Genomic DNA, 26,997 nt, shown 5'->3' on the forward strand with positions numbered 1-26,997 from the left:
TTGCTACTGATTCTGGCGGCGGATCCATTCCTCCGCAATCTGCACGGCATTGGTAGCGGCGCCCTTGCGGATGTTGTCTGCAACGACCCAGATATTCAGGCCGGATTCCACGGTATCGTCCCGGCGGATGCGCCCGACATAAACGGGATCGGTGTCCGCAGCGGTGACCGCCATGGGATAGACGTTGTTCTGCGGATCATCCTGAACGACGATGCCTGGGGCCTTGGCCAGGGCTGCCTTCAGCTCAGCCAGATCATATGGCTTTTCAAATTCCAGGTTAATGCTTTCGCTATGGCCATAATAGACCGGAACACGGACGGTAGTCGCCGTCACTTTGATGGAGGGGTCATGGAGAATTTTATGCGTCTCATTGACCATCTTCATTTCCTCTTTGGTATAGCCGTTATCCAGGAACACATCGATATGGGGCAGGCAGTTGCCAAAGATAGGGTGGGGGAATTTTTTAGGGGCCTCGCCCTTGATTCCGTTTTCCAGATCCTGATATCCGCCGAGCCCCGCGCCGGAAACCGCCTGATAGGTGGAATAGATGACGCGCTTGATCTTATAGAGGTCGTGCAGCGGCTTGAGGGCCACCATGGCCTGGATGGTGGAGCAATTGGGGTTGGCAATGATGCCCTTGTTCCAATCGATATCCTCCGGGTTTACTTCGGGAACGACCAACGGAACGGTTTCGTCCATGCGCCATGCGCTGGAATTATCGATGACAACAGCTCCCGCCTTTGCCGCCACTGGAGCAAATTTCAAGCTGGTGTCGCCGCCTGCGCTGAACAGGGCAATGTCAATGTCTTTTCCATCAAAGCAGGTTTCCGTCAATTCCTCCACGACATAATCCCTGCCAAAAAATGCAACCTTTTTTCCGGCGCTCCGCTTGGAGGCGAAGAGATAATAGTTTTCCACGGGCAGCTTGCGCTCCTCCAAAACCTGAAGGAACTTGCGCCCTACCATGCCGGTTGCACCAACGATTGCAATGTTATACTTTTTCATTACTTCCTCCGCAATTCTTAATAAAATCTTTGTATAAACCAGAAAACAGCGTCCCGTCAAAGGGTGCGCTGTTTTTTTCCGAAGAAGCCCACCCTGACTCGGCAAGGCGGCGGGGGAACCAGCAGCACTCCGCCTATCATCCCCATGACAGGCGACAGTTATACGGTTATTCACCGTATACCCAAGCGGCGGTTCTTTCGGCAGGAACTCCGCTTTCGGCGCGTTTCCCCTTTCTGGCAAAGCTCTCTGGCGGCCGCCGCCTAACCTTGCCATACTCCTGAAAATGCGCTCCTCTGACTTTTCTATATAAACTTTTGTCTCATTATAGCATTGCAAAAATAGACTGTCAATGTGCGAAAGGGAATTTACAGGGTTTTTCTGAAATTCTCCCTGCCCGGCGGAGGAGGGGAGAGCTTGAAAAACTTCCCTGTATAGTATATATTATTTAAATAAGAAAGAAAGGCAGCGAAAGGAATACCAATGAAAATTAGAAGCCAGGTATTGGCAATGGAGGACGAGCTGCGGCGGGTGCGCCGCGATTTACATAAAATTCCGGAACCGGCGTGGACGGAAAAGAAGACCAGCGCCTATATTTATTCGTATTTGAAGGAGCTTTCGCCGGATCAGCTGGAAATTCTCTGCGGAACGGGAGTGCGCGCCGTGTTTATGGCCCAGCATCCCCAAAAGACAGTAGCTTTTCGCGCGGATATCGACGCTCTTCCGGTGAACGAATGCAACGAGGGGATCGATTATCTCTCCACGCATCCCGGAGCGATGCATGCCTGCGGCCATGACGGGCACATGAGCACCATGCTTTGCCTGGCCAAGCTGGTTTGTGAAAACCGGGAAAGCCTGCAATATAATGTAGTATTTTTATTTCAGCCCGCTGAGGAGGCCGACGGCGGCGCCCGGCCGCTCATGGAGGCGGGGGCGCTGACCCATCCGGATGTGGATGAAATCTATGGCCAGCATCTCTGGCCGTATCTCCCGGCCGGAAAGATTGGAATCAAAGCCGGTCCGCTTATGTCCAATATGTGCGATGTGAATATCCGCATCACGGGCAGGGGTGCTCACGGCGCCCGGCCGCAGAATGGTGTGGATGCGCTGGTGGCAGCAGCCAGCTTTCTGAGCCAGGCGCAGACGATTGTTTCGCGCAATATGGATCCGGTGGAAACGGCTGTGGTCACTTTTGGAAAAATTTCCGGCGGTGAAGCCCGTAACGTGATTTGCGGAAGCGTAGAAATCGAAGGGACTGTGCGCACCTTTGACCAGAAGAGGGCGGAATATATCATGGAGCGATTGAAAGAGATGCTCCGCGGGCTGGAGGTCTCCATGGGTGTAAAAACCGAAATTGAGGTGGAAATTGCCTATCCGCCGGTGGTGAACCCCAAAGAGCTGGTGGAACGGGCGGTGGAAAAGATTGGCCGGGGAGATGAAACCCTTGTGCCGGCGGAAGAAGTGATGATCGCGGAGGATTTTGCCTGCTATCAGGAAAAGATCCCCGGCCTGTTCGTGTTTTTGGGCATTCAGGATGCGGAGCATGGGGAATCGCTGCATTCCAGCCGCTTTAATTTTGACGAAAAAAACCTGCTTGTGGGCCTGGAGTTTATGGCAAGGATGATTGATCTGCCATGAATGGGGGTATCTATGAAAAACTGGCGGAGTTTTATGACGAACTGATGGGCGATGTGGATTACGACGCCTGGGCGGAATATATCCATGGCCTCCTGCAAAAGGCAAAGATCCCCGTCAAGAAGGTATTTGAGACGGCCTGCGGGACGGGAATGCTTTCCATACGCCTGCGGAAGATGGGCTATGATGTGGCAGCGTCGGATATCTCCGGCGAAATGCTGGCAGAGGCGGAAGAAAATGCCCGCCGGGCGGGGGTCAAGCTGCCTTTTGCCCAGATGGATATGCGGCGGCTGCAAATTCCCCGGCAGGATGCGGTTGTCTGCGCCTGCGATGGGGTAAATTATCTGCTGGAGCGCCGGGAGGTGCTGGCCTTTTTTTCGGGAGCCTGTGCGGCCCTGCGGGAAGGCGGGTTGCTGCTTTTTGATGTGAGCAGCGCCTATAAGTTGGAGCATATTCTGGGAAACGAGCTGTTCTATGACGATGGAGAAACTCTCACCTGTTTCTGGCAGAACCGCTGGGATGCGGCAAAGCGCCGGGTTTCTATGGAGCTTACCTTCTTTTCCCGGCAGGAGAAGGGGGATTTATATGCCCGCAGCGATGAGGAGCAGGTGCAGGCGGCGTATACGGCAGAAGAGCTGAAAAAGATGCTGGCGGAGGCGGGATTTTCCCGGGTGGAGGTCTATGCCTTTGGAACCCGAAACCAGCCTTCGGCGGAAACCGAGCGGCTGCAGTTTGCGGCAGTAAAATAATGAGAAAGCAGGAAACGGCAGATGAAGGATCAACTGACGAGATTGATAATCAACAATGAAGTGCGGGTGATGGCCTCGGATACGACGCACTTGGTGGAAGAGGCGAAGGCGATTCACAAAACCTTTCCCGTGGCGACGGCGGTTTTGGGGCGCACGCTGACGGCGGCTGTGATGATGGGAAGCGAGCTGAAGCATCCGTCCCATTCTCTGACCATCAACATCAATGGCGGCGGCCCGGCGGGCACCGTATTGGCCACGGCCAAGGGCGACTGCACGGTTCGTGGCTGTATGGGAAATCCCCAGGTAAACCTCCCCGCCCGCAGCGACGGCAAGCTGGACGTGGGCGGCGCCGTCGGGAAAGACGGCTTTTTGACGGTCATCCGGGATGTGGGCCTGAAGGATGCCTATGTGGGAAAGACAGAACTGCGCTCGGGTGAGATCGCGGAGGACCTGGCCTATTATTTTTTGCAGTCCGAGCAGCAGCCCAGCATCGTGTATCTGAGTGTCTGGGTGGATATCGACACCAGCGTGCTCCGGGCGGGCGGACTGATTATAAGCCCCATGCCGGGCGCCAGCGAGGAAACGCTTTCGGATATTGAAAGCCGTCTGTTTGATATTCAGAACTATGCTATGCTGCTTCTGAGCAAATCCCCGGCAGAGGCGGTCAAGACGATTTTTGCGGGGATGGATGTGAAGGAGCTGGATACCCGGGAGCCGCGCTACCACTGCGACTGCTCGAGGGAAAAGCTGGAGCAGGTTATCATCTCCCTGGGGCGGGAGGAAATTACAGATATGATCGAAAAGGACGGACAGGCGGAAATCGTGTGCCGGTTCTGTAACAAGAAATATCTGTTTGACGCGGAGGCGCTGCGCCGTCTGCTCCAGGAAGCCACACACTGATAAAAGGAAACGAATGAGCATCGAAAAGCAGAAAAACAACGTGCTGCGCTTTGAGCAAAAGGCGCGGTTTCACTATTTAAAATACCAGAAACTGGCAGACCGCGGCAATTATATCGACGCCCTTGTGGCGCTGCGGGCGGCGGCGGCCAAAGATCCGGAAAACACGGATTATCAGATGGAGCTGGCAGAGCTCTATACCGAGCTGTGCTGCTTTGATGAATCCAATTATATTTTCTTTTCCCTGATCGCAAAGGAGAAGGGAGATCCGGGGGACTGTGTGTTCGGGCTGGGCTGCAATTTCTTTGGCCTGCGGGATGCAGATAAGGCCAGGGAATGTTTTACGCGGTATTTAGAGGAATTCCCGGAAGGAATGTATACCTATGAAGCACAGGATTTCCTGGATCTCATGGAATATGAAGAAGCGGAGGCTTTGGAGGACGATGTCCCGCCCGGGGCATATGACATTGCCGAGGAGGGGAAGGATCTTTTGGATCAGGGGGAATATGAGCAGGCCATCCGGGTTCTTTCCACAGCGCTGCAGAAATATCCCGACCTTCTGTTCATCAAAAACAACCTGGCCCTGGCCTATTACTGCTGCGGGGAAACCGAGAAATCCCAGGAGCTGACCCGGGAGGTTTTAGCGGCGGAACCGGAGAATCTCCACGCTACCTGCAACAAAATTCTCTTTGAAAATTCCCTGGGGCCGGGGGAAAGCTGGGAGGACTGCATTGCCGCCCTGGACCGCCTGGTTCCCGAGGAGCTGGATGAAAAGGTGAAGCTGGCCCTCACATACTGTGAACTGATGGAGGATGAGCGGGCCTATCGCATCCTCCAAACCGTGCTGGAAGAAATGCCCTATGATGCGCGGACGCTCTTTTTGATGGGCGCCAGCGCCGCCAACACCGGGCGTTATGCCGAAGCTTTCGACTATTTCATGGATATGATCAAGATCGATCCGGAAAATACCATCGCGCTGTATTACAAAAACTTGGTGCAGGAGGTCTGTGACGGGAAGCGGGAGTCTGTTCGCATTTTATATGCGTATCAGGTGCCCATGGAGGAGATCCGGCGGCGCATGGCGTTTATCAATGCCAGCCTCCAGAAGGGAACGGAGGAGCTGCAAAGGCTGTGGCGGGAGGACGAGGTCTTTTCCTCGCTTTTGGTCTGGGGCCTTTCCCTGGGGGAGCTGTCCGTAAAGCGGGCGGTTTTGGATATCATTGGAAACTTTGCCGACAAAAAGGCAGAGGGGATTCTGCGGCGCTATCTGCTGCGGCGCAGCGAACCGGACCTGGCGAAGAACGACGCCCTTCTGGCTCTCCGGCGCATGGGCGCTTCGCAGCCCTATATTGCCTATATCTCCGGGAAGATCACCGAGATCCGCGTAGGCATGGTGGAGGATGCCAAAACCCGCCTCTATCCCAGCAGCCAGAAGGTTCTGGAGCGCATCATCGAGGGGGCGGATATTCTGAACGCCCGGGAGATCATGCCCTTTGCCCTGGAGATTTTCGGGCGGTATATCAGCGCCCAGAAACATGCGCCGCTGATGCGCAACACCAATGCTTGGGCCGCGGCTATTCTCTATATCTGCCTGCCCCGGCTTTCGGCAGGGGGAGAATGGACAATGGAGCGTGTGGCAGAGGCGATGGAGGCAAAGCCGGAATCCGTCAAGCGGTGTGTCGCCCTGCTTCGGAAGGTATTTCCCGCAAAAGACGAGGAGAAATGATATGGAACTTCAGTTAATCGATTTTCAGGCAAGGTTTACCCAGGATTATTTTGCATGGTGCAAAGATCATCCCGAGGTTTTGGAGGATGAAGAAAAGGCGGATGACCTTTATTTTGATATGCTGGAGGGATGGCTGGATCAGCCCATGAAATGGCTGGGCGGAAAGTCCCCCAACGCCTATTTTGACGCGGTTAAAGAGCCGGAAATGCTGGTGAGCATGCTCATCGAATACGAAAAGGCGGAAATAGAGCTGCCGGACCCGCTTTTCCGACGGCTTTTGGAGGAAAAGGAGAAAGTATATCCCATGCTCTGCCATATTCTCTTTGCCAATGAGAGCCAGGATATGGAGCAGGAGGAGCTGCTGGACGTCCAGGCGGGAGTAATCTCTCTTCTGACGGAAATGGAGCTGCCGCACCCTCTGGAACGGTATGCCGAAAAACTCATTCATCTGGAAGAAGACTGCGCGTATGCCGAAGAAGCGGCGGAAGCCCTTGGCGATGCGGGGGAGGAGGCGCGGGAGATATTGCTCAAGGCATACCCCGCAAGCCGCGGCTATGGGCGCAAATGCTTTATCGATCTGCTTTCCAGCCTGACTCCGTCGGATAATATCCGCGAGATCCTGTTGGATGAATTTGCAAAGCCGGATGCAGACCGGGCGTTTCTTGCAGAGTGCCTGGGCCGCTATGGCGACCCGGCGGCGCTTCCCGCACTGCGGCAGGCCATGGAGGAGCCGGGATTGGAATACTATGTATTTCTGGAGCTGAAAAATGCGGCGGAGCAGCTGGGCGGAGAGGAGATAGAGGATCGGGATTTTTCCGGGGACAAGCTCTATGACCTTTTATCCGCGCAGGACGCCGGCGAGGTTCCTCATGGAAAATAAATGGATGTGCTATGCCGCCTGTTCCTTCGGCCTGGAGGCCGTAGTGGCTCGGGAGCTGGAACGGCTAGGGGCGGAAAATATCCATGCCCGGGATGCCCGGGTGTATTTTTCCGCAGATCTTTCGGGCATCGCCCGGGCGAATCTCTGGCTGACGGCGGCGGACCGGGTATATATCGTTTTAAAGGAATTTATGGCCACAACCTTCGACGAGCTGTTCGAGGGGGTGAAGGCAATGCCATGGGAGGAATGGCTTTCCAAAGATGCGCGTTTTCCCGTGGCGGGGGATTCGGTGCGCTCGGTTCTGAAGAGCGTCCCGGATATCCAGTCTATTTCCAAAAAGGCGATAGTAGAGGCCCTGCGCAGAGCCTATGGGCTGCGGTTTTATAAGGAGAGTGGAAGGGAAACCGGCATCTATATCCATATTTTGAAGGATCAGGTTTCGGTCTGTCTGAATGCCAGCGGCGCTGGACTCAACCGCCGGGGATACCGGGTAAAGAACGGTCCGGCTCCTCTTCGGGAAACGCTGGCGGCGGGACTGATCGATTTGACACGCTGGCGGGACCGTCCGTTTTATGATATCATGTGCGGTTCCGGGACCATTGCCATTGAGGCGGCGATGCGGGCAAAAGGACAGGCACCGGGGATTCGCCGGGCGTTTGCCGCTCAGCATTGGTCAGATGAATGGGAGAGGGCTTTTGTTTTGGAGCGGGAAGCGGCGCGGAGCCGCGAGATAGAAAACCCGGGCATTCCCATCTTCGCTTCGGATATTGATGATAAAATGGTGGAGATGGCCAGGTTTCATGCGCGCCGGGCGGGAGTGGAATCCATGATTCATTTTTCCGCTGTGGATGCGGCCTGTTTTTCGCCGATCACGGAGGAGGGAACGCTTCTCAGCAACCCGCCCTATGCCATGCGGCTGGGAGAAGAACAGGAAGTGAAGGAACTGTATGCAGCCCTGGGGCGAAGCATGAAGCGCATCCATGGATTCCGCTACTACTTCCTCAGCGCAGACGCAGACTTTGAGCGGAAATTCGGCAGACAGGCGGATAAAAAGCGCAAGCTGTATAATGGAAATATAAAATGTACATTTTATCAATACTTTAAAGATTTTTCCCGGCAAACTCGTTGACAACCGGCCGTGAATATGATAGAATTCGTTTTGTGCATTTGAGATGCGCCTGGCCCAAAAGGCCAAAAAGAAGGATGCCAACGTGGCACAGCTGGTAGCGCAGCTGATTCGTAATCAGCAGGTCAGGGGTTCGAGTCCCCTCGTTGGCTCCATATAGCGGGGTGTAGCGCAGTTTGGTAGCGCGCTTCGTTCGGGACGAAGAGGTCGCAGGTTCAAATCCTGTCACCCCGACCAATCAAAAAGCCCGTAACCATGCGGTTTTCGGGCTTTTTTCATGCCTGTTTTTAGGGGTTTGACCCTTTAATTTACCCTTTACAGAATTTTATAACGCTATTTTGACCCTTTAATTTTTGCTTTGACCCTTTAACCCATCAAGGATTGTTTGCATTTTCCGGGCGCTTTCCTTCTGCATGCGTTCGGTGACATGCCCATATACATCCAGAGTAAAAGCGGCGGTATAGTGGCCAAGATGCTCCTGCACGGTTTTTACATCGTCCCCGGCCTGCAAGGACATGACGGCATAAGTGTGGCGCAGATCATGCAGGCGCGTTTCCGGCAGGCCAATCGATGCCATGATCTTCTTGAAGTGCTTATATACGGTCTGATCGGAAAGATGCCCGCCTATCTCATTTGTGAATACCAGCGGCACACCCTTCCAGGGATCCCAGCTCGAACCCGCCACCATGCGCCATTCAGATTGTTTCCTGCGCTGTTCCCTAAGCAGGCGCAGAATGTCCGGGGCGGGGGAAATAGTGCGGGGCTTGCTGCTTTTTAGCGGAGCCAGGTTATATTCCTTTCCTATGCGTTGCAACTGCTGGTATACATGAACAGTGCCTTTTTCAAAATCGATGCAATCCCAAGTAAGCCCCAGAATTTCAGAACGGCGCAGGCCGGTAAATAAGTCCACCATAAACAAAGCCTCATAAGGATCACCTTGAATTGCCTCCATAAATGCGGCAATATCTTTGGATTCCAGGGGCTTTATTTCTTTTCTGTCCCATCGGGGGAGCTTTGTCCCCGTGGCGGGATTCTGGGCAATATATCCGATCTGGCGGGCCTGTTCCAACGCCTTATGCAAGACCCCGTGAATGTTCTTTGTTGTTTTTGGTGATATTCCCGTTTTGGGCAGAGTGTTGATAAAGGTCTGTACGGTATGCGGGGAAAGAATTTGCAGCTTAACGCCGCCTATTTTGGGTTTTATATGATTGGTGAGAAGGGCAATATATTCAATCCTTGTGCGTGGCTTTAAATGGTTCAGGTACTCTTTAGCCCATATATCGCACCACTGCGCCACGGTGAGCCGGGCAGGCTCGGTATAGGTTCCATTGTCAATGGCGGTCGTGGCGGCTTGCAGCTTTTTTCTGACTTCTGCCTGCGTCATACCATAAACAGACCGCTGCACCTGTTTCCCCGTTCCGGGATCACGGCCCACGGTATAACGCGCCTCCCAGCGTCCGTCTTTACGCTGGCGGATTGTGCCGCCACCCTGGGCATTTCTGGTGGTCTTGCGTGGCATGTTATTATTCCTTTCTACTCATGGCTTCTATGATCGTATAAACGGCCTTCCGTTGATCTTCTGGTAACCTACGCAAAGAGACAACCGCTTGCGCGTGGCGTTCCTTTTCCGCTTCTATCTCTATCCGCAATAATTCGTCGGCTGGAGTATTTGGATAATATTCTTTCATTTTTTTTGCCAAGTTTTCCTGGGTTGCTTTCCCCGAAATTAAAAGATCGGCCATATTTTCCAACGTATCAATATACAATGTATCGCCTAATAATTCATCTATTGACACGCCAAGTGCGCGGGCGATTTTCTGCACCATATCTAATCGGGGTGATATTTTCCCCGTTTCATACTTAGAAATCACCGCGCGCTTTACCCCTATTTGTTTTGCTAGTTCTTCTTGTGAAACGCCTCTTTTTTTTCTGCATTCTTTTATTTTATTTCCCATGAATGGTATACACCCCCTAAAATACATTGTATCCTATTCGGAACAAAAGTTCAATGCTTTTAAAAAAAGTTCTTGACAGTAACAAAATTTGATGGTAAGGTGTTCTTATAAGGAACATTTAAAATATGGGGGGACATAAGAACATGAAGATCAGTATTAGAAAAATTGAAGCTATTATGGCAAGAAATGGCTTTACAAAAAGCGTTCTTTCAGAGCGGAGCGGCATTTCCAGGCAGAATATAAGCACAATAACCCTTCGTGGGACTTGTGAACCAAAAACCGCCGGAAGAATTGCCCAAGCGCTGGGCGTAGATGTAACAGAAATCATGGATGAGGGATAAGTCTTGACAGAAAGGGGGTGAAGTTATGGAAAAAGCGACACTTAGCGTTGATGAACTGGCGCAGTATTTGGGAATCAGCCGCCCGAAAGCCTATGAGCTGGTGCATATGGCAGGGTTCCCTAAAATCTCTATTGGGCGGCGGATTATCGTCCCCAAAGAGGCATTGTTGGCATGGATGGACAGGGAGGCCGGAACAGCGGCAGAAATGCAATGAAAAATGAGGGGGGAGAGGCATGAAAGAACTGGTATTCATTGAGCCTGTAAACAAGAAAATGGAGCCGTATACCACGGATGAAATTATAGCGGAGTGCGCGGGGGTAAAACTTCCAGCAGTGCAACGGCTGATTCGAGAAAAGAAGGAGAGATTGGAAGTATTCGGATCTTTGAGATTTGAAATCCGAAAGATTGTTAAAAATGGGAGCGGAAACTATCTCAAAACCTACCATTTAAACGAGCAGCAGGCAACCCTTCTCATTACCTTTCTGCGCAATACCGAAGCGGTGACGCAATTCAAGGTAGAGCTTGTGCGGCAATTTTTCGACATGCGCGGGGAATTGGAAACGCGCCGCCATATACGAGCGGAGGGAAAGCCCGTGCGCCGTGCCCTGACAGATGCCGTCCGGGACAGCGGAGAAAATGAGCGCATGCACGGCCACGCATACAAGGCATATACCGACATGATTTATAAGGCGGTGGCGGGAAAGACGGCAAAGCAGCTAAAAAAAGAGCGCAGCGCGCCGGGAATGGCGGCGGCTGATCTTCTGACGGCGCAGGAGCTGGCCGCGTATAAGCGCAAGGAGACGGTGGTTGCCGCCCTTCTGGACGAGGGATTCCGATATGACGATATCAAGGGAATGTTGTGGATCAGCCCGGGGCAGAGAGAAGCGGGGTGAGACAAAAAAGGGCTCCCCAATTTTGGGGCGGCCCTATAGAATCAGGAGAGATTTATTTATCCATTATGCCGAGCAATTCCCGGAGCCAGGCGGGCCGATAATCGCCCTTAGGGAGCAATTCCCCGTTGACATATTCCGCCACCTCTATAAATCCGTTGTCGTTGTCAAACAGCGTGACCTCGTCGCAATATGGAAGAATGCGGAGCAGAGAGGCAAAACGGCCCTTGAAGCGTCTTGTAACGTCCTCGGCGGGAATATCATGGCCGCCCTTGGCAACGCGGTTTTCAATGCGTTTTAAGCACTCATTCGCCGAGTTCAGGCCGATATAATAGAGCCGGATGGTGTAGCCCAGGTCACGGGCGCGCTTTATCGTCTGTTCGGTTTTGCGGCCCGCAAGCGTGGTTTCCTGGGTGAAGGAAATGCCACGGGACAAGCAATCATCAATCTTTTTGATAGCGGCCCGGCCTGCTTCAAGGTTATCGCCGCCCAGTTCTGCCGCGAGCTTGTCAACGTCGATAATAACGCCCAGATCGCGCCGTTCTGCTTTCAATGCTCCCGTTAAGCTGGACTTGCCGCAGCCGTTTACGCCGCCGATTATAGTGTATATCTTCATGGTTCTATATCCTCTTATTTACTGAGGTGCTATTGCTCTTTTACATATTCTACAATGTCGCTTGGCTGGCAGTCTAAAACACTGCAAATTTTATCAAGTACATCAACGGGAATATGCTTTGCGTGGTTGTTGCACATCGCCGAAATTGTAGGCGGTCGAATGCCCGTTAGTTCGGCAAGCTGCTTTTGTGTAATTCCTTTTACTGCCAATAGTTGCTTTAGCTTAAAACTAATAGACGTTGTCATCACCTTCTTTCATTAAAAGTATACTACGAGAAGCGTACAATGTCAATACGAAAAAAGTAAAATAAATTACGAAAAACGTATTGACAAATTACGAAAAACGTAATACAATATGTTCAAGGGTTAAGAAAACCCCCAAAAAAAGCCACCTGTTGCAGCAGGTGGCGGAAAGGAGGTAAAAGGATGTTCACACTCAAAAGAATTGACGGCATCTGGTATGTTGCCGGCAGTGCGAAAGAATCGTTGAAAGAAGCGATTCGGGCACTGAACTAACCTCCGGGGGTGGCGGGGTAATGCCCGCCGCCCTTACAATCAGTATAGCACAACCCAACGAGGAAAGGCAAACCGATGGAAACCAGATGACGGTACGGGCCGCAGATCAGGGAAACAAGCTTGGAGCCTTTCCAGAAAAAGGAGCAATAACCATGAGTACAAACGAATTGAAAAGCAGATTGAATGAATACCGGGAATATAAGGCCCTGCTGAACGAACTGCAAGACGCTATAGCCGCACTGGAAGATGATATTAAGGCATATATGGGCGAGCAGGAAGAGATCAGCGTTGAGGGAATCAACGTGCGGTGGAAGCGTTACGAGCTGAAACGGTTTGACAGCAAGACCTTTAAGGCCGAACATGCGGCAATGTATGAACAGTACATAAAGACCACGGAGGCGCGGCGGTTTTCCGTGGCATGAAAATAGGCCGAAATTTGCGATCTGAGATGGGCGGCGGGCGAAGGAGATAATAATACCCGCCGCCCGAAAAGGAGAAAAACAGCCCGGTTGCAACTAAAAATACGGCGTTATTTGCCCTCCTGGATGTGCTCCATGATGTCCCCGGGCTGAACGTCAAGGGCTGCAAATATAAAAGTGAATGCTAAAAGAGAAAGGAGCGAGAGGGAATGAATTACAAATATACAAGCAAACAAAAAAGAGAGATTCGGCATCTCGTCCGGGCGGAATGTGCTAACCATTTTCCAGACGATGGGGGAGGGCGCAGCATGGATTATTGCGCAAGGCGCGACACTTTATGCAGTATGATAAACCCGCCCAGCGGGAAAATATGCGAATATTTCAAAAAGTGTGTGTTGCCGCTCAACTCCACGCTTGAGGCGGAACTTCTGTTCCGGGATGCGGTGCGGAAAAACTGCGCAATATGCGGCGCGGAATTTGTCCCGGCAAGCAATCGGCAAGTATATTGTTCCCCCAAATGCGAAGCGCAGGGGAACAGAATAAAAAATCGGGAACGAAAGAGAAAACAAAGGGGGGCAAATGTCACGATTTAGAAAAGAAAAAAGTGCGTAGTAATGCAGGTTTGCGCGGTGTGTTTTTCGGGGGCTGGAACATTTATACCAATCTCCCTAAAATTGGGGTTCTAAATCGTGACAAAAGAGAATCAACCGGACAAACCCAAGCCCCTAAAAAAGAGAACAAAAAATGGAGGAAAGGAGCAAAGCAAAATTGAGCAAAGATAAAAACAGTTTTGTACTGTATACCGATTACTGGGAACAAATCAATCTTTTAACTACTAACCAAAAGGGGGAGTTGTTAACCGCTATTTTTCTTCACGCCATGGGAAAAGAACCCGAACAATTAGACGCTATGTGCAAGATGGCCTATGCGTTTATTTCGTCCCAGATGGATAGGGATTTTAATAAATGGGAGGAAAAGGTTCGAAAAAGACGAGAAGCAGGAAAAAAAGGAGGTTTAGCAAAGGCTAACAATGCTAGGGAGTGCTTAGCAAATCAAGCTGATAATGTAATTGTAAATGATACTGTTACTGTAAATGATACTGTTACTGAACCTGATAATGATAGTGATAGTGCGCGCGGTCGCCAAGGCGACCCTTATAAGGGATATAAGGGTGCACAACTGGACAAGCCAGTTGCACACCGCGCCACCTCCCCCTCCTTTGATTTTGATGTTGTTTGTGAACAGATCAGACAAGCGTATGAAGAAATGGAGGACTACCCCTATACAGAAAAGGAGGTTGAAACAATCTTTAAGACGTATTTCAAGTATTACCGGAAGTATAGAGGGCGCGAGCATCCTAAACTTAGCACAGAGAATATAAGGCAGATCATGAATAAACTGCCTTATATAGATGAAAACCACGGGTGTACGCAGGATATAGAGGCGTCGCAGTACGAACAACTGATTAGTAAGCACTTTCGGACAAAATACGAAGACTGCGACTACAATATCAATCATTTTGTAAGCGGACGTATTCGCGATTTGAGATTTTTTGAAGAATGCTATTAAGGCGGACGGGTTAGGAAAGAACCAACAGGGAAACCCAAGCCCCTAAAAAGAGTGAAAAACGGAGGAAAAAGCAATGCCAAGCGCGGAAGGGAAAAGAACAATGAACATCGATCCTTATGAATGGATAATTGAACCAGCTTGCAACCTGGAAGGCATATATGAGTGTATGTTGGCAATACAGGAAAGACACTTGCAAAACACCATAGATGAAGGGATAAAAGGGGAAAAATACAATGAATTTTTAGCCGCGTTTCGCTTTCTGCGTGAAGCAGTGAAAAGGGAACAAGAAACCCTTTTTAAACTCATGGACGATGGAATAGATGTGGAGCTTTAATGGTGGCGGGTATTTGAGAGCGGGATTCCTCAAAATTGAGGGATCCGCAGGCGGAACGAAGAAAGGAGAAAAGAAGCCAATGAAAAAACTGGCACGAATCAAACAGATCATACCAACGCAGGGAAACATATTCGCCATGTATGATGATGCGGAAATGGATATTGTGACAACGAAGCGTGTCGCATGCCTTGCGCTGGTAGAATCAACATCGGAAATATGTAATGAACAGGTGCATGCGCTTGTGCTGGATGCGGCGGGGCGGTTTGTGTTTGCAGACAGCCTTGACGGGTTTAAGTATATGACCATAATCGGGCAGTGAAAAGGGGGATTCTCCGAAGTTTTCGGGCAAAAAGATAGAAGAAGCGTGGAAGAAACGTGGAAGCAATGTAGAAGCAACAGTATAAGCATCTCTTATACGGCCTCTTATGCAATCTCTTAAACAGAACCTTACAAAACATTACATTTGAGCACTCACGGAGGACTCAGTGAATCCTCATGGAGGACTCAGTGAATCCTCATGGAGGACTCACGTTCCTGCAATCCGCTCAAAATTGAGCCGATTCGTCCGGGAGGCGGACGAGTTGCCGGACGAGTTCCGGACGAGTTAGGGCAGGAGAAGGAGGACGAAAAAACGTATAACAAACATGCAGTAGATAAGGCCACGCGGCAAATTATCATGGGATACATGCGAAAATATGACGAGTGGCGGAGATGGTGCGAAACCGAACGAGAGCGGGCGCGGTTCGGGTATGCCAGAGCCATAGACAGGCGGGAAGCCGGTGAGCGCCGCGCATCGGAGTTTGCCGCCCGAATGGAAGCAATTGACAGCGATCCGAAAACAAAAATTGTACAGGCATTGGAGAATGCCCGGCAGGAGATTGGAGAAAAAGAAACCATGATGCGGGAGCAGCGGGAGAACTTGCGGCTTTGCGTCTGGCTGTCCTGCAAGGAGCCGAGAAAACACACGTTTGAAAAGATGCAGGCCCGTTTTTTTCTCCCGGTATCCGAGCGGAGCTTCTATCGGCACAAAAACCAATTCTTTGCCGCCGTAAAAAAATATATGGAACTGTAAAATTGGCAGGGTGCATCCAAGCTATATGCTATGCTATATATGGCTTGAGATGTTGTCCTGCCAAAGCCGTGAAAGGGGGCGGGAAATCTGCCAACCCGTCCCCGGAAACGGTGGAAAAAAGCAGATATAAAAATCACGGTTTGGAGCAAAAGCAAGGGGTTTTTCCGGGGGGATACCCCCCAGGACAGCAGAGAGGATGAAAGAATGGCGACACTTGACCAACTGAAAAAGAAAGCGGAGAAAATGGGACTGTTTACGCAGCCGGACAGGCTGGCATATATAGAGAATATGGGGACCTATTACGAATGCACAATCGTAGTTATGGACAGATCAGAGCGGGAAAAGGATATTACCCGATATGAGACGCTGCCGGAAGCTATGTTGTATGCAGAAAATCACGCAAATATTACGCTTATGAAGGATTACGGAGAGGGGGAAGAAGATGGCAAAGCGCAGGATCAGTCTGAAAATGAGCAGCCCGCGGGAAGTGCGGCGGACACTGGCGCGGATTGCCAACATGACCATTAACGGAGAAATAGAAAGCAAAACCGCAAACACGATTATTCTAGCCTGTAATGCCGTTCTTGGAAGCATCCGGGCGGATGAACAGCAAAGGCAGATTGACGAGATACAAAGCAAGCTGGATGAATGGAAAGGATAAAGGAGAGGAATAAAAGATGATTCGAGAGATTGAAAGACTGATGGACATTGTGAGCAAATATAGGCAGGCGGCGGCGGAATACCACGACACGCGCCGACAGCTGGAAAAACAGGCGGTGGACGGAGCAATAGGAAGTTTGCAGCTCAAGGACAGCATCAAGAAGCTGGATACCGGCATGGAAACCCGTGCAAAGCGGGATAAAGAAGAATACAAGGCCGAATATGCAAAAGCTATAGAGGCGGCCAGAAAGGCGATCAGCAGCCCGAAGTTTGCCGCGGATACTGGATTCCGCAACGTGGTAGAAACCATAAAAAACAGCGGCGGCGCATTTGATACCGATCCGGATGTGTTGCGGGGCATGATGTCCCCATATTTGGAAGATTATGCGGCAAGAAAGATACTGGCCGCCACACTGGATAAATTCACCGCCTTGAAATCAAGATATTTCAATATCCACGCGGCAAATCCTCTGTATGCGCTGCAATCCTTGGCCGGGCGGGAAGTATTGGAGTTTAACAACTGGGCATCCGAAGGGGGCAGGGCTTTCCGGGGTCTGCTGGGGCAATTGCAGGCGGTTTTGGATATAGCCAAGGGCGAATCTTCTACTATGCCAAGCACAAGCATTGTATTCTAAGAGACGAAAAAGGCGGCCATTTCTGACCGCCTTTTCCGAAAAAGAGCAATTTCCCACTTCCGATAGTATGCCGCCCTGCATGACTTGCCTCTATCATAAAAAAGTATAGCACACTACGAATTAAATGTCAAGTATTGTGCTTTTTGTTTGTTTGAAAAGAGCACCCACCACCGAAAACCAAGGAGGAAAAGCCATGCAGAAAAGCAACGAAGAACTAGCTATTTTGCTGCAAAGGGGCAAAAGCCAATACGCCGGGGAGCTATGGAGCGGCGTGGAGAAGCTGGCGCGGTACTGGGTACAGCGGTTTTATACCAGGTATCAGGATCGGTACAGGGCACGGGGGATAGAAACCGGGGATTTGATGCAGTGCAGCTATTTGGCAATGGTGGAAGCGGTGGAAAAATATGACATGTCCGTGGGGTGTAAATTCTCCACCTTCTTTTGCATCTATCTGAAAAAGGAATTGTGGGACTGCTTGGGATATCGCACGGCAGCCCAGCGATATGACGCGCAGCCCGCCGCCCTAAGCCTGGAACGGCAAATAATAGAGGGGGAAGAAGGTTTAACCCTGGGGGATACGGTGGCGGATGATACGGCAGAAAATGCGCTCCAAGCGGTGATAGATACGGTATACAATGAGAAAGCCCGGGAAGATATTGCGGCGGCCCGTGCCCATTTAAACGCCGATGAAGATGGGATTATATCCCGTGTGTTCTATCGTGGGCAGACCGTGGCGGAGATTGCCAAAGAGACGGGGCAGAAGTATGGGCGCATATCCCGCCTGTATTCGGGGGCGCTTAGAAAAATGTACCACGCAAAGGAGCTGCGGGAATACCGGGAGGAATATACAGTGAATCTGGCCTACCGCGCAACGGGCCTGCAAACGTTTCTGGAATGGAATGGAAGCAGCGTAGAACGGGCCGTCCTGCGCCTCTATGATCTGGATGAAAAGACGTGTAAGGCATATTAAAACAAAAATTTATAGTACAAAAAAATTGTCAAAAACTGCCTGTTTTTTGACCCTTTATTTGACCCTTTACAGCTTAAAAATGACCCTTTAATTTACCCTTTACACGATTTTACAGAACGATATCCAAAATATGAAATATGCCGAAAAAAGCCTATATAAAGCGATTTTTTGAAAAATAAATGCGATAGGAAAACACTAAATAAAATGATGGGTGACAAATTCAAATCCTGTCACCCCGACCATAGTCGAAATTTGTTTTTTAACAAATTTCGGCTTTTTATTTTGCTTAATACAAATTTTTATGTTATTCTGGTTATAAGTATAGATTATGTTAATTATCGATTTATTGGAGGGGAAATAAGTGAAACAGATTTGTGTAAGGTTTGCTCCAGATACACCAGAATCTTATAAAGCAAAAACGATAAAGAAGATTATAAAACTTGGATGGGTTCAGAATAATAAAAAGATTCGGCTCATTCCTGCGAATGATGATCCAAATCAAAAGGAACGCGATATAACTTTTTTCTTTGATTGGCCGCATGATTCCGAGGTTGTATATCCTGAGGAAGTGGAATTTGCAATTCTTCCATAGTTTGTTTGAGATCAACGCTCTCAATAGATTATGTAAAACTTATAAATCTTACAATTCACCCCGACCAATCAAAAAGCCCGTAACCATGCGGTTTTCGGGCTTTTTTCATGCCTGTTTTTAAGGAGCGGCATAAAAATCTAAAGATAGTTTTATTGAAATATCCTGCTGCTCCGCGATAAATTTTGTTGGCGGATGTCCTCCTGGTTTTGGGTGGAATTTTTAGAATTGTCTCAAGTTGCCGCCTTACATTTGGACAATCCGCGCCAATTCATTGCCGGAATGCTATGCGTGAAAATGGGAAAATGCAGCAATTTTCGGGGATATAATGGATGCGGTGGGTGGACAGTCATAGACCCAGCTAGGAAAATACCAGGTGCTTGTGATATAATAAAAGTGCGCCCGGTGGTGTGAATAAAAAAGAAATGCCGGATATAGGAGAATCGTGGGTGGTTATTTATTTTACGGGTACAGGAAACAGCAGATACTTGGCAAAACTCACTGCGCAGAAGTTGGATGACAGCCTGGTTTCGGCCAACGCGTTGATAAAAGAAAATAAAACCGGGGATTTTTACTCCGACTCTCCCTATGTGTTTGTCTGCCCGACGTATTCCTGGCAAATTCCGCAGATTTTTGAAAAATTTATTGACGGCAGCCGTTTTTCCGGCAATACTGGCTGCTATTTTATTATGGACTGCGGCGATGACATTGGCAACGCGCAAAAGCCGCTGCGGAAGCTGTGTAAAAGAAAGGGATTTCAGTATAGGGGTGTCAAGGAAATTGTCATGCCGGAAAACTATATTGCGGTTTTTTCCGCTCCGCCGGAGGCTGAGGAAAAGAAGATTATCTCTGCCGCCGAAAAAGAGCTGGAGGAAGCGGTTCAAATTGTCCGCCGCGGGGGATTTTTTCCGGAAAAAAAGATCACATTGACGGATAGATTGAAGAGCAGTGTCGTCCGTTGGTTTTTCTATCGATGGGTAGTTAAGGATAAGAAATTTGCAGTCCATGACGGCTGTATTTCCTGCGGAACATGCGAAACCTTATGCCCGATGAATAACATCCGGATAGTGTCGGGAAAACCTGTATGGAATGGAGACTGTACCCATTGTATGGCCTGCATCTGCGGCTGTCCTGCAGAGTGTATTGAATACGGAAACCATACAAAAGGCCTGCGGAGGTATTATCTGAAATAGGGGAAAAGCCGGCGAAGACCGGAAGGAGAAATCGTGAAATAGATTGCTGCAGGGAGAACTGGCGCCCCCTGTTTTGAAAAAATGGAGAAGACGGACAGTAAAATCCCGTTAGGGCGGGAAAAATCCCCGTTTTTTTGTAAAAATACTTGACATCCCTCAAACGGTATAGTATATTGAAAGAGCATTCTTAATGTATCGATTGAACTCACATATTTTTGTAAGTCATTTGTTCATTTAGATGGCTTACAAAAGTATGTGAGTTTTTTCTTATACATGAAAGAAGCAAATTTCAGAGGAGGTACCACGATGAACGAAGGTACAGTAAAATGGTTTAACGCAGAAAAAGGGTTCGGGTTTATCTCTAACAATGACGGAACGGGCGATGTCTTTGTGCACTTTTCTGCAATCGTAGCGGATGGCTTCAAGACTCTTGCAGAAGGACAGAAGGTGACCTTTGATATCGAGAGCGATCCCAGAAACAGCAGCAAGCTGCGGGCAGTGAACGTTTGCCCTGTTGGCTGAGCAAGTTTAAAAGAGCGGGGGCTGCCAGACGGCGGCTCCTTCTTTTTTATGGAAAAAAGGAAATATTGCAAAATCGGGGAAAATGGCTTAAAATAAGGAATATCTTCATTTTGGAGCGGCGCGCCCAAAAGTCTTTTTGCGGCGCCAAAATTCGGGAAGGAATAGGAGAGCAGGAAGTCCTATGAAGAAATGGAAGAAAACCACGCTGCAGAACATCGGGCTGTTATGTGCTGCAGCGTTGCTTTTGACGGGATGTGTGAGCAAAGCGGACGGAAAGACGCCGGAATCCCCCGGGCAGGCGCAGACTGCACCCGCAGAGCCCAGCCCATCGGTGGCGGAGCCGGTTTCCCTGGGATATACGGAAGGGAAAGAGCGCATTCTTTCTGCACTGGATGATATTGTCCTGCCCATGGAGGACTATACTCTTGGAAAGAATGAGGTTTTGCAGGAAAAGGTTGCCCAAAGCAGCGACGAATTTGCCGGGATCGCGGAGGACTGGGAAAATATTCTGGAGAACACGATCCAGGAGATTGGAGAATCTGAGGAATTTTCAGGGATAGAGCTGGAAACAGGCATTCAGGTTCCCAGCTGGCAGATGCTGGGGGTCTGCGCCTATGTGTTTGAAAACAGCCAGGAACTCTTCCAGGAGGCCATGGAAGTGCAAGTGCAGAAAACTGCGCGGGGACTGCATGTCGGCATAAGCTGGCCGGATCTGGACACGCTGGCGGCAGGGGAGGAAAATCTGATGAATGCAAAATTCATTCTCCCCTATATGAATACGGTTTATGATGAATACGGCGAGGAGACTGAGTTTGTCCAATATCCCCTGAGTGAAGAATATCTGCGGACCATCGGGGATCCGCTGCCGGGAACGCATATCAAAAACGGGTGGTATAACGTCCGCGACAAGGGCAGCCGCAAACACACGGGAACGGATATCCGCGCCGCCGAGGGAACGGATATTCTCTCCTGCACGGACGGCACCGTGACCCATATCGGAAGGGATAAGGTGGCCGGGAATTATGTCATTGTCAAGGATGACGCCGGTTTTGAATATCATTATTACCATATGGTGCGCATGACGGATTTCCTCGCGCCGGGCGACCGGGTGCAGCGGGGCGACGTGGTGGGCCATGTGGGGAACACGGGCAACAGCGTTGCCAACCATCTGCATCTGGCGATTGTTTCGCCGGATCTGACGTATATCAACCCCTATCCCGTGCTGAAGGAAGTCCGGGAGATGCAAAAGAAAGAAAAATAGAGCATAGAAGGAGGAGAAAAAATGTCTAAAATTGAACTCGTCCGCAAAGAGATGATGAACGCCATGAAGGAGAAAAACAAGCCCCGCAAGGAGGCTTTATCCCTCCTGCTGGCGGCGCTCAAGAACAAGGCCATCGATAAACGGGCAGATCTCACTGAGGAAGAGGAGAACGCCATTATTTTAAAGGAAATCAAGCAAGCTCAGGAGACGCTGGAAAGTGCGCCGGCCGATCGCACGGAGATTATTGAGGAATGCCGGACGCGCATGGCGGTCTATGCCGAATTTGCCCCCAAACAGATGGATGAAGGCGAGATCCGGGCAACCATTGAAAAGGTGCTGGAAGAGCTGAAGCTCTCCGCCCCAACACCCCGGGAAAAGGGGCTCATCATGAAAAATCTGATGCCTCTTGTAAAGGGAAAAGCGGACGGCAAGCTGGTAAATCAGCTGCTGAGTGAGTATATGAAATAGGGCATGGCAATCCAGCAGGAATTTTTCATGCAGGTATATGCAGCTGTCCGGCGGATTCCCCGGGGGAAGGTTGCGACTTATGGGCAGCTTGCCCGCCTCACCGGCTATCCTCTGCGGGCCCGAATGGTGGGGCAGGCGCTTTCCTATGCGCCGGAAAGTATCCCATGCCATCGGGTAGTCAACAGCGCCGGACGCCTGGCTCCGCATTTTTCTGCCCAGAGGGAACGGTTGGAGGCGGAAGGCGTGGTTTTCCGGCCCAACGGAAATGTGGATCTGCGCCGCTGTCTCTGGCGGGAAGAGTGGGAATAGAAAATACCATATAATGGTTTAGCCGGCCCTGAAAAAACAAAACATCGTGAGATAAAAAAGGAGGGAAATGCCTTCCTTTTTTCTTTTTGGAAAGAATGGTATACTAAAGAAAACCGGAGAGGGGGAACAATATGGCAAAAATTCTGCTGATTGAGGATGACAAAAAAATTTGCGAAGAGCTGCAGACGCTTTTCATGCGGTATGGCCATAGCTGCATCTATTCCATGGATTTTCTGCATGTGGTGGATTTTGTGATGGAAAACCAACCGGAGCTGGTGCTGCTGGACGTGAACCTTCCCGTCTTTGACGGCTATCATATCTGCCGCGAAATCCGAAAGCGCTCGGAGGTTCCCATTATCATCGTCACCAGCCGGGACAGCCAGATGGACGAGCTTATGAGCATGAATCTGGGAGCGGACGATTTTGTAACAAAACCCTATAATCCGCAGATTCTCCTGGCGCGGATCGGCGCCGTGCTGAAGCGGGCTTATGCCTATACGCCGCAGAACCTGGAACACAAAGGAGTGGTGCTGGATCCGGGGCGGGGCGTGGTGTCCTGTTTGGGGCGGGAAGTCGAGCTGACCAAAAATGAGGGGAAGATACTCAAGCTTCTGATGGAAAACAAGGGCATTGTAATTTCCCGGGAGAACATCATGAACGAGCTTTGGCAGTCGGATGAATTTGTAGACGACAATACCCTGACTGTGAATATCAACCGCCTGCGGAAAAAGCTGGAGAGCATCGGCGTGACGGATTTTCTGCTCACCCGGCGGGGCAGGGGGTATATCGTATGAGAGGCAGGGATTTTTTGCGGGACAAGCTGCCGCAGATGGCAATTTTGCTGTTTGTGACATTGTTTTTATGCGGCATTCTCTATGCCTATCGTTTGAACGCGCTGGGAATCCTCTTTGTTGCGGCCTGTATTCTGCTGGGCGCGGCGGCGGGATATTGGATAGAATATGCGCGCCGACGGGGGTTTTACCGGAATCTGCTGGAAGAGATGGAAGAGCTGTCGCCCAAATACCTGATCGCGGAGATGCTGGAGGAACCCTCCTTTTTCGAAGGGAAAGTCCTCTGTCAGGTAGTGCGCGAGGCAGGGAAATCCATGAATGACCACATCGCCCTTTATAAAAATGCGTCCGATGAATACCGGGAATATATCGAGGCATGGGTGCATGAGGTAAAAACGCCCATTGCGTCGGCCCGCCTGCTGGCCTTGAACCATCCAGGTCCGGTTATGGAGAGCATGGACGAGGAAATTTCCAAGATCAATGGATTTGTGGAGCAGGCGCTCTATTATTCCAAGAGCAACTGCCTGGAAAAGGATTATGTGATTTCCAAGGTGAATCTGGAAGAGCCGGTGAAAAAGGCGCTCAAGCAGCATGCCAAGGCGCTTATCGGCGCGGGGATTGCTGTGGAGCTGCGGGATCTTGCCGAGAACGTCTATGCAGATGAGAAATGGCTGGTGTTTATGCTGGGGCAGATTCTCGCCAACGCGGAAAAATACGGCGCAAAAAAAATCCGCTGTTTTGCCGACGAGTCGCCGGGCGGCGTTTTGCTGCATATCTGGGATAACGGGCGGGGTATTCCCGAAAAGGATCTGCCGCGCATCTTTGAAAAGGGGTTTACCGGGGAAAACGGACGGCAGATGAAATCCACCGGGCTGGGGCTCTATCTTTGCAGAAAGCTCTGCGAAAAGCAGGGGCTCAACATATCGGCCAAATCCAAGGAAGGGGAGTACAGTGAAATTCTGATGTTTTTCCCCATCGGAACCCTTACAAAAATGTAAGATAAATGTAAGGAGAATCGATGGTTTGCGCCTGAAAAAGCGGCTACACTAGGAGCATAGAAACGAAAAAGTGTTTTGCAAGAAGGAGGATTTTCCAATGAGCACGATTTTACAGGTGCAGGGCATGCAGAAATATTATGGAAGCAGGGGCGTTGTGACAAAAGCCGTGGACAACATCAGTTTTTCCGTGGAGGAAGGCGAATATGTCGGCATCATGGGCGTTTCCGGAAGCGGAAAGACGACGCTTTTAAATTGCATTTCCACCATTGATACCGTGACGGCGGGAACCATCCGCATCAAAGGAAAAGACGTTACGGCTTTGAAGGGCAAGGAGCTGGAGCGGTTTCGCCGGGAGGAGCTGGGATTTATCTTTCAGGATTTCAACCTGCTGGACACCCTCACCGCCTATGAAAATATTGCTCTGGCGCTGACCATTCTGGGCGAAAAGCCGGATGAAATTCACCGCAAGGTCCTGGAAGTAGCGACAAAGCTGAATATATCCAGCATCCTTTCCAAATTTCCCTATCAGATGTCCGGCGGCGAAAAGCAGCGCACTGCCAGCGCCCGGGCGATTATTACGAATCCATCGCTGATTCTTGCGGATGAACCCACGGGAGCGCTGGATTCCAAATCGGCCCGCATGCTGCTGGAAACCATTGGCATGCTCAATGAACAGATGAAGGCAACCATCCTCATGGTGACACACGACGCCTTCACCGCCAGCTATGCCAAGCGTATCCTCTTCATCAAGGATGGGCGGATTTTTAACGAAATCCTGCGGGGGGAGGATACGCGCAAGGAATTTTTTGGCCGGATCATCGATGTTGTCACGCTGCTCGGGGGTGATGCAAATGTCGTTATGTAAGCTCTCGTTTCAGAACGTCCGCAAAAGCATTAAGGATTATACCGTATATTTTCTGACGCTGATGCTGGGGGTCTGCCTGTTCTATCTCTTCAATGCTCTGGATTCCCAGGCACTTGTCCAGGGGATGAGCGAGATTCAGCAGGATATTGTGCAGATGATGGTGGAGATGATGGCGGTTATCTCGGTGTTTATCTCCGTGGTGCTGGGCTGTTTGATCCTATATGCCAACCGCTATCTTGTCAAACGGCGCAAAAAGGAATTTGGCATTTATATGCTTCTGGGGATGCCGAAACGAAAGATTTCCGGGGTATTGGCGCTGGAAACCTCCTTCATCGGCCTGTTTTCTCTGGCCGTGGGATTGGCTCTTGGGGTATTTCTCTCCCAGGGACTTTCCATCGTGGTATCCCAGCTGTTCAAAATTCAATATAGTGAATTTCAGGTCGTGTTTTCGCCGCAGGCGCTTGTGAAAACCATCCTCTATTTTGCGGTGATTTTCCTGGTGGTTATGGTGTTCAACGTCCGCACGATCTCCAAATGCAAGCTCATCGATCTTATTCAGGCTGAGCGGAAGAATGAGCAGGTCAAAACCCGGCGGCTCTGGGTCTGCGTGATCCTTTTCCTCCTTTCCCTGGGGGTTTTGGGAACGGCCTATGCCATGATTATCAAAAACGGCCTGCAAACGCTGGACGGGAGCTTCACCCTCAGCATCGTCCTGGGCATTGTGGGGACGATTCTGTTTTTCATGTCCCTTTCGGGATTTCTGCTGCGCGTCGTGAAGAGCAACCGGAAGCTCTATCTGAAAAATCTGAATATGTTTGTATTGCGGCAGATCAACAGCAAGGTGAACACGGCCTTCCTATCGATCTCTATCGTCTGCGTGCTGCTGTTTTTCGCCATTACCATCACATCCACTGCTATCGGCTTTAATTCCGCCATGAATGCGGATGTGGAGCAGAGCACGCCTTACAGCGCTACTTTCGGATATACGCAGAGCGAACGGGTGGACGGCGATATGCGCCAGGAGCTGATAGACGCTGGTATAGATATGGACGCAATATTCGAGGCGACGGAACAGTATTCCTATCGGGAAACCGGAGTGACGCTGGGAGGCCTGATGGGGAATTTATGCCCGCAGAAATCCGAGGATCATATTGTCAACGGGATTTCCGTTGAGAGATATAACGCCCTCATGCGATTGCAGGGAAAACCCGAAATATCCCTTGCAGACGGGGAATATGCCGTGATCTCCCTATTTGCCTATTTGAACGACGGATTGGATGAAATTCTGCAAAATGGGAGAACCGTGGAGATTGGCGGCCAGGAGCTGCGCCCGGGGAAACAGCAGATCCTGAATACCGCCCTGGAGACGGCCATGGGAACGAACAATACCGTGGTGCTGATTTTGCCCCAAACCCTGGCGGAGAGCCTGCCGGTGGCAGACAGCTTCCTATGCGGGCAATACCGCGCCGGGGATACGGATGCCTTTGACGATATGCTTGCGGCAGAACCCTTTGTGAGCCCGGCGAATGGGGCCTCCATCGGCGTGACATTGGCAAACGAGATCTATTGGACTCAGACGGGCACACGGGTCGCCTTCCTGTTTGTCCTGCTCTATATCGGTGTAGTGTTCATGATCGTCGCCGCCGCAGCCCTGGCCCTGCAGCAGCTATCCGAGGCGTCGGATAATGTCGGGCGCTATGCGCTGCTCTCCAAACTGGGCGTGGACCGGAAAATGATTAACCGGAGCATTTTCTCCCAGGTCGCCATCTATTTCCTGATCCCCATGGCCCTGGCCATCGTCCATTCCTGTGTGGGAATCTATGTAGTGCTGCAAATGCTCAACGCCTTTGGGGAACCCAATTCCTTCCTTCATATTTTGACGGCGGGAGGAATCATCCTCGCCATCTATCTGGTGTATTTCTTTGCCACATATGCGGGATGCAAGTCTACCGTCCGGCAGCAGCGAACTGCCTGAAGGGGGAGGAAGGGCAAAAGTCTATAAAAAAGAAC

The 26,997-nt window shown here is 50.5% G+C and carries 33 protein-coding genes, 2 tRNA genes, 1 pseudogene and 1 riboswitch; of the genes and pseudogenes, 31 read left to right on the plus strand and 5 right to left on the minus strand.

Going from position 1 to position 26,997, the window contains the following annotated elements:
- Positions 1-3: 3 nt before the first annotated feature.
- Complete coding sequence (locus H8693_RS00515; RefSeq protein WP_178621380.1) at positions 4-1,005, minus strand: aspartate-semialdehyde dehydrogenase; 1,002 nt, start codon at positions 1,003-1,005, stop codon at positions 4-6.
- A 114-nt stretch (positions 1,006-1,119) separates the two neighbouring features.
- Positions 1,120-1,309, minus strand: a riboswitch (Lysine riboswitch).
- A 176-nt stretch (positions 1,310-1,485) separates the two neighbouring features.
- Here H8693_RS00515 and H8693_RS00520 point away from each other — a divergent pair.
- The 8 genes from H8693_RS00520 to H8693_RS00555 all read left to right on the plus strand — a co-directional run bounded on the left by H8693_RS00520 (position 1,486) and on the right by H8693_RS00555 (position 8,252).
- Positions 1,486-2,640: a M20 metallopeptidase family protein gene (locus H8693_RS00520; protein ID WP_178620123.1), complete on the plus strand. Its 1,155-nt coding sequence runs from the start codon at positions 1,486-1,488 to the stop codon at positions 2,638-2,640.
- Positions 2,637-3,386, plus strand: a complete 750-nt coding sequence (locus tag H8693_RS00525) for a class I SAM-dependent DNA methyltransferase (RefSeq protein ID WP_249279333.1) — start codon at positions 2,637-2,639, stop codon at positions 3,384-3,386. Before H8693_RS00520 ends, H8693_RS00525 begins: the two co-directional genes overlap by 4 nt.
- Before the next feature lie 21 nt (positions 3,387-3,407).
- A complete protein-coding gene (gene hslO / locus H8693_RS00530) occupies positions 3,408-4,286 on the plus strand; it encodes an Hsp33 family molecular chaperone HslO (RefSeq protein ID WP_249279334.1) in 879 nt (292 codons plus the stop codon).
- A gap of 13 nt (positions 4,287-4,299) precedes the next feature.
- A complete protein-coding gene (locus H8693_RS00535; protein WP_249279335.1) occupies positions 4,300-6,009 on the plus strand; it encodes a tetratricopeptide repeat protein in 1,710 nt (569 codons plus the stop codon).
- Between the two features lies 1 nt (position 6,010).
- The gene (locus H8693_RS00540; protein WP_249279336.1) at positions 6,011-6,889 is read left to right on the plus strand and encodes a hypothetical protein; all 879 of its coding nucleotides are present in this window, start codon (positions 6,011-6,013) and stop codon (positions 6,887-6,889) included.
- Entirely contained in the window at positions 6,879-8,018 is a 1,140-nt protein-coding gene (locus H8693_RS00545; protein WP_249279337.1) for a THUMP domain-containing class I SAM-dependent RNA methyltransferase, read from the plus strand. Before H8693_RS00540 ends, H8693_RS00545 begins: the two co-directional genes overlap by 11 nt.
- A 76-nt stretch (positions 8,019-8,094) precedes the next feature.
- Positions 8,095-8,170, plus strand: a tRNA-Thr gene (locus H8693_RS00550).
- A gap of 5 nt (positions 8,171-8,175) precedes the next feature.
- Positions 8,176-8,252: transfer RNA gene (locus tag H8693_RS00555), tRNA-Pro, on the plus strand.
- 109 nt (positions 8,253-8,361) lie between these two features.
- Here the strand turns inward: H8693_RS00555 and H8693_RS00560 are convergent.
- Both H8693_RS00560 and H8693_RS00565 read right to left on the minus strand, forming a co-directional pair.
- Complete coding sequence (locus H8693_RS00560) at positions 8,362-9,534, minus strand: tyrosine-type recombinase/integrase (protein ID WP_249279338.1); 1,173 nt, start codon at positions 9,532-9,534, stop codon at positions 8,362-8,364.
- A 4-nt stretch (positions 9,535-9,538) separates the two neighbouring features.
- The gene (locus H8693_RS00565; RefSeq protein ID WP_249279339.1) at positions 9,539-9,970 is read right to left on the minus strand and encodes a helix-turn-helix domain-containing protein; all 432 of its coding nucleotides are present in this window, start codon (positions 9,968-9,970) and stop codon (positions 9,539-9,541) included.
- A gap of 143 nt (positions 9,971-10,113) precedes the next feature.
- Between H8693_RS00565 and H8693_RS00570 the strand changes: the two genes are divergently transcribed.
- From H8693_RS00570 to H8693_RS00580, 3 genes are read left to right on the plus strand one after another with little or no spacing between them, the layout of a single operon-like run.
- Complete coding sequence (locus H8693_RS00570; RefSeq protein WP_249279340.1) at positions 10,114-10,311, plus strand: helix-turn-helix domain-containing protein; 198 nt, start codon at positions 10,114-10,116, stop codon at positions 10,309-10,311.
- Between the two features lie 25 nt (positions 10,312-10,336).
- On the plus strand, positions 10,337-10,525 hold the full coding sequence (locus tag H8693_RS00575; protein ID WP_249279341.1) for a helix-turn-helix domain-containing protein: 189 nt from the start codon (positions 10,337-10,339) through the stop codon (positions 10,523-10,525).
- 19 nt (positions 10,526-10,544) lie between these two features.
- The gene (locus H8693_RS00580) at positions 10,545-11,204 is read left to right on the plus strand and encodes a Rha family transcriptional regulator (protein WP_249279342.1); all 660 of its coding nucleotides are present in this window, start codon (positions 10,545-10,547) and stop codon (positions 11,202-11,204) included.
- Between the two features lie 52 nt (positions 11,205-11,256).
- Here the strand turns inward: H8693_RS00580 and H8693_RS00585 are convergent, their stop codons facing one another.
- Positions 11,257-11,817 (minus strand): hypothetical protein, encoded by a 561-nt coding sequence (locus H8693_RS00585; protein WP_249279343.1) that lies wholly within the window; start codon positions 11,815-11,817, stop codon positions 11,257-11,259.
- A 29-nt stretch (positions 11,818-11,846) separates the two neighbouring features.
- Complete coding sequence (locus H8693_RS10640; protein WP_283243710.1) at positions 11,847-12,062, minus strand: helix-turn-helix domain-containing protein; 216 nt, start codon at positions 12,060-12,062, stop codon at positions 11,847-11,849.
- A 422-nt stretch (positions 12,063-12,484) separates the two neighbouring features.
- Between H8693_RS10640 and H8693_RS00590 the strand changes: the two genes are divergently transcribed.
- The 20 genes and pseudogenes from H8693_RS00590 (at position 12,485) to H8693_RS00680 (ending at position 26,962) form a co-directional block, all read left to right on the plus strand.
- The gene (locus H8693_RS00590) at positions 12,485-12,754 is read left to right on the plus strand and encodes a hypothetical protein (RefSeq protein WP_249279344.1); all 270 of its coding nucleotides are present in this window, start codon (positions 12,485-12,487) and stop codon (positions 12,752-12,754) included.
- Positions 12,755-12,960: 206 nt separating this feature from the next.
- Positions 12,961-13,143 (plus strand): annotated as a pseudogene (locus tag H8693_RS10705) (cysteine-rich VLP protein); the annotation flags it as partial.
- A 71-nt stretch (positions 13,144-13,214) separates the two neighbouring features.
- Positions 13,215-13,523 (plus strand): hypothetical protein, encoded by a 309-nt coding sequence (locus tag H8693_RS00595; protein WP_249279345.1) that lies wholly within the window; start codon positions 13,215-13,217, stop codon positions 13,521-13,523.
- Positions 13,520-14,320 carry a DUF6291 domain-containing protein gene (locus H8693_RS00600; RefSeq protein WP_249279346.1) on the plus strand — a complete coding sequence of 267 codons (801 nt, stop codon included), beginning with the start codon at positions 13,520-13,522 and terminating at the stop codon, positions 14,318-14,320. Before H8693_RS00595 ends, H8693_RS00600 begins: the two co-directional genes overlap by 4 nt.
- Positions 14,321-14,393: 73 nt before the next feature.
- Complete coding sequence (locus tag H8693_RS00605; RefSeq protein ID WP_249279347.1) at positions 14,394-14,654, plus strand: hypothetical protein; 261 nt, start codon at positions 14,394-14,396, stop codon at positions 14,652-14,654.
- Between the two features lie 79 nt (positions 14,655-14,733).
- Positions 14,734-14,973: a hypothetical protein gene (locus H8693_RS00610; protein ID WP_249279348.1), complete on the plus strand. Its 240-nt coding sequence runs from the start codon at positions 14,734-14,736 to the stop codon at positions 14,971-14,973.
- 198 nt (positions 14,974-15,171) lie between these two features.
- Positions 15,172-15,726 carry a hypothetical protein gene (locus tag H8693_RS00615; RefSeq protein WP_249279349.1) on the plus strand — a complete coding sequence of 185 codons (555 nt, stop codon included), beginning with the start codon at positions 15,172-15,174 and terminating at the stop codon, positions 15,724-15,726.
- A 442-nt stretch (positions 15,727-16,168) separates the two neighbouring features.
- The gene (locus tag H8693_RS00620; protein ID WP_249279350.1) at positions 16,169-16,387 is read left to right on the plus strand and encodes a hypothetical protein; all 219 of its coding nucleotides are present in this window, start codon (positions 16,169-16,171) and stop codon (positions 16,385-16,387) included.
- 16 nt (positions 16,388-16,403) lie between these two features.
- Positions 16,404-17,021 carry a hypothetical protein gene (locus tag H8693_RS00625; protein WP_249279351.1) on the plus strand — a complete coding sequence of 206 codons (618 nt, stop codon included), beginning with the start codon at positions 16,404-16,406 and terminating at the stop codon, positions 17,019-17,021.
- Between the two features lie 193 nt (positions 17,022-17,214).
- Positions 17,215-17,991 carry a sigma-70 family RNA polymerase sigma factor gene (locus tag H8693_RS00630; protein ID WP_249279352.1) on the plus strand — a complete coding sequence of 259 codons (777 nt, stop codon included), beginning with the start codon at positions 17,215-17,217 and terminating at the stop codon, positions 17,989-17,991.
- Between the two features lie 361 nt (positions 17,992-18,352).
- Positions 18,353-18,583: a hypothetical protein gene (locus tag H8693_RS00635; RefSeq protein WP_249279353.1), complete on the plus strand. Its 231-nt coding sequence runs from the start codon at positions 18,353-18,355 to the stop codon at positions 18,581-18,583.
- Positions 18,584-19,005: 422 nt separating this feature from the next.
- A complete protein-coding gene (locus tag H8693_RS10760) occupies positions 19,006-19,773 on the plus strand; it encodes an EFR1 family ferrodoxin (RefSeq protein WP_249280088.1) in 768 nt (255 codons plus the stop codon).
- Positions 19,774-20,079: 306 nt separating this feature from the next.
- The gene (locus H8693_RS00645) at positions 20,080-20,295 is read left to right on the plus strand and encodes a cold-shock protein (RefSeq protein ID WP_249279354.1); all 216 of its coding nucleotides are present in this window, start codon (positions 20,080-20,082) and stop codon (positions 20,293-20,295) included.
- Positions 20,296-20,476: 181 nt separating this feature from the next.
- Positions 20,477-21,556 (plus strand): M23 family metallopeptidase, encoded by a 1,080-nt coding sequence (locus H8693_RS00650; protein WP_249279355.1) that lies wholly within the window; start codon positions 20,477-20,479, stop codon positions 21,554-21,556.
- 21 nt (positions 21,557-21,577) lie between these two features.
- Complete coding sequence (locus H8693_RS00655; RefSeq protein WP_178621298.1) at positions 21,578-22,024, plus strand: GatB/YqeY domain-containing protein; 447 nt, start codon at positions 21,578-21,580, stop codon at positions 22,022-22,024.
- Between the two features lie 27 nt (positions 22,025-22,051).
- Positions 22,052-22,333, plus strand: a complete 282-nt coding sequence (locus tag H8693_RS00660) for an MGMT family protein (protein WP_249279356.1) — start codon at positions 22,052-22,054, stop codon at positions 22,331-22,333.
- Positions 22,334-22,464: 131 nt separating this feature from the next.
- Positions 22,465-23,127, plus strand: a complete 663-nt coding sequence (locus tag H8693_RS00665; protein WP_249279357.1) for a response regulator transcription factor — start codon at positions 22,465-22,467, stop codon at positions 23,125-23,127.
- Complete coding sequence (locus H8693_RS00670) at positions 23,124-24,122, plus strand: sensor histidine kinase (RefSeq protein WP_249279358.1); 999 nt, start codon at positions 23,124-23,126, stop codon at positions 24,120-24,122. The genes H8693_RS00665 and H8693_RS00670 overlap by 4 nt, the downstream gene beginning before the upstream one ends.
- A gap of 97 nt (positions 24,123-24,219) precedes the next feature.
- Positions 24,220-24,987, plus strand: coding sequence for an ABC transporter ATP-binding protein (locus H8693_RS00675; protein ID WP_249279359.1), 768 nt, complete (start codon positions 24,220-24,222; stop codon positions 24,985-24,987).
- Positions 24,974-26,962, plus strand: coding sequence for an FtsX-like permease family protein (locus tag H8693_RS00680; protein WP_249279360.1), 1,989 nt, complete (start codon positions 24,974-24,976; stop codon positions 26,960-26,962). Before H8693_RS00675 ends, H8693_RS00680 begins: the two co-directional genes overlap by 14 nt.
- Positions 26,963-26,997: the final 35 nt, after the last annotated feature.

This window comes from Guopingia tenuis (assembly GCF_014384805.1).
Taxonomy (GTDB): domain Bacteria; phylum Bacillota; class Clostridia; order Christensenellales; family Christensenellaceae; genus Guopingia; species Guopingia tenuis.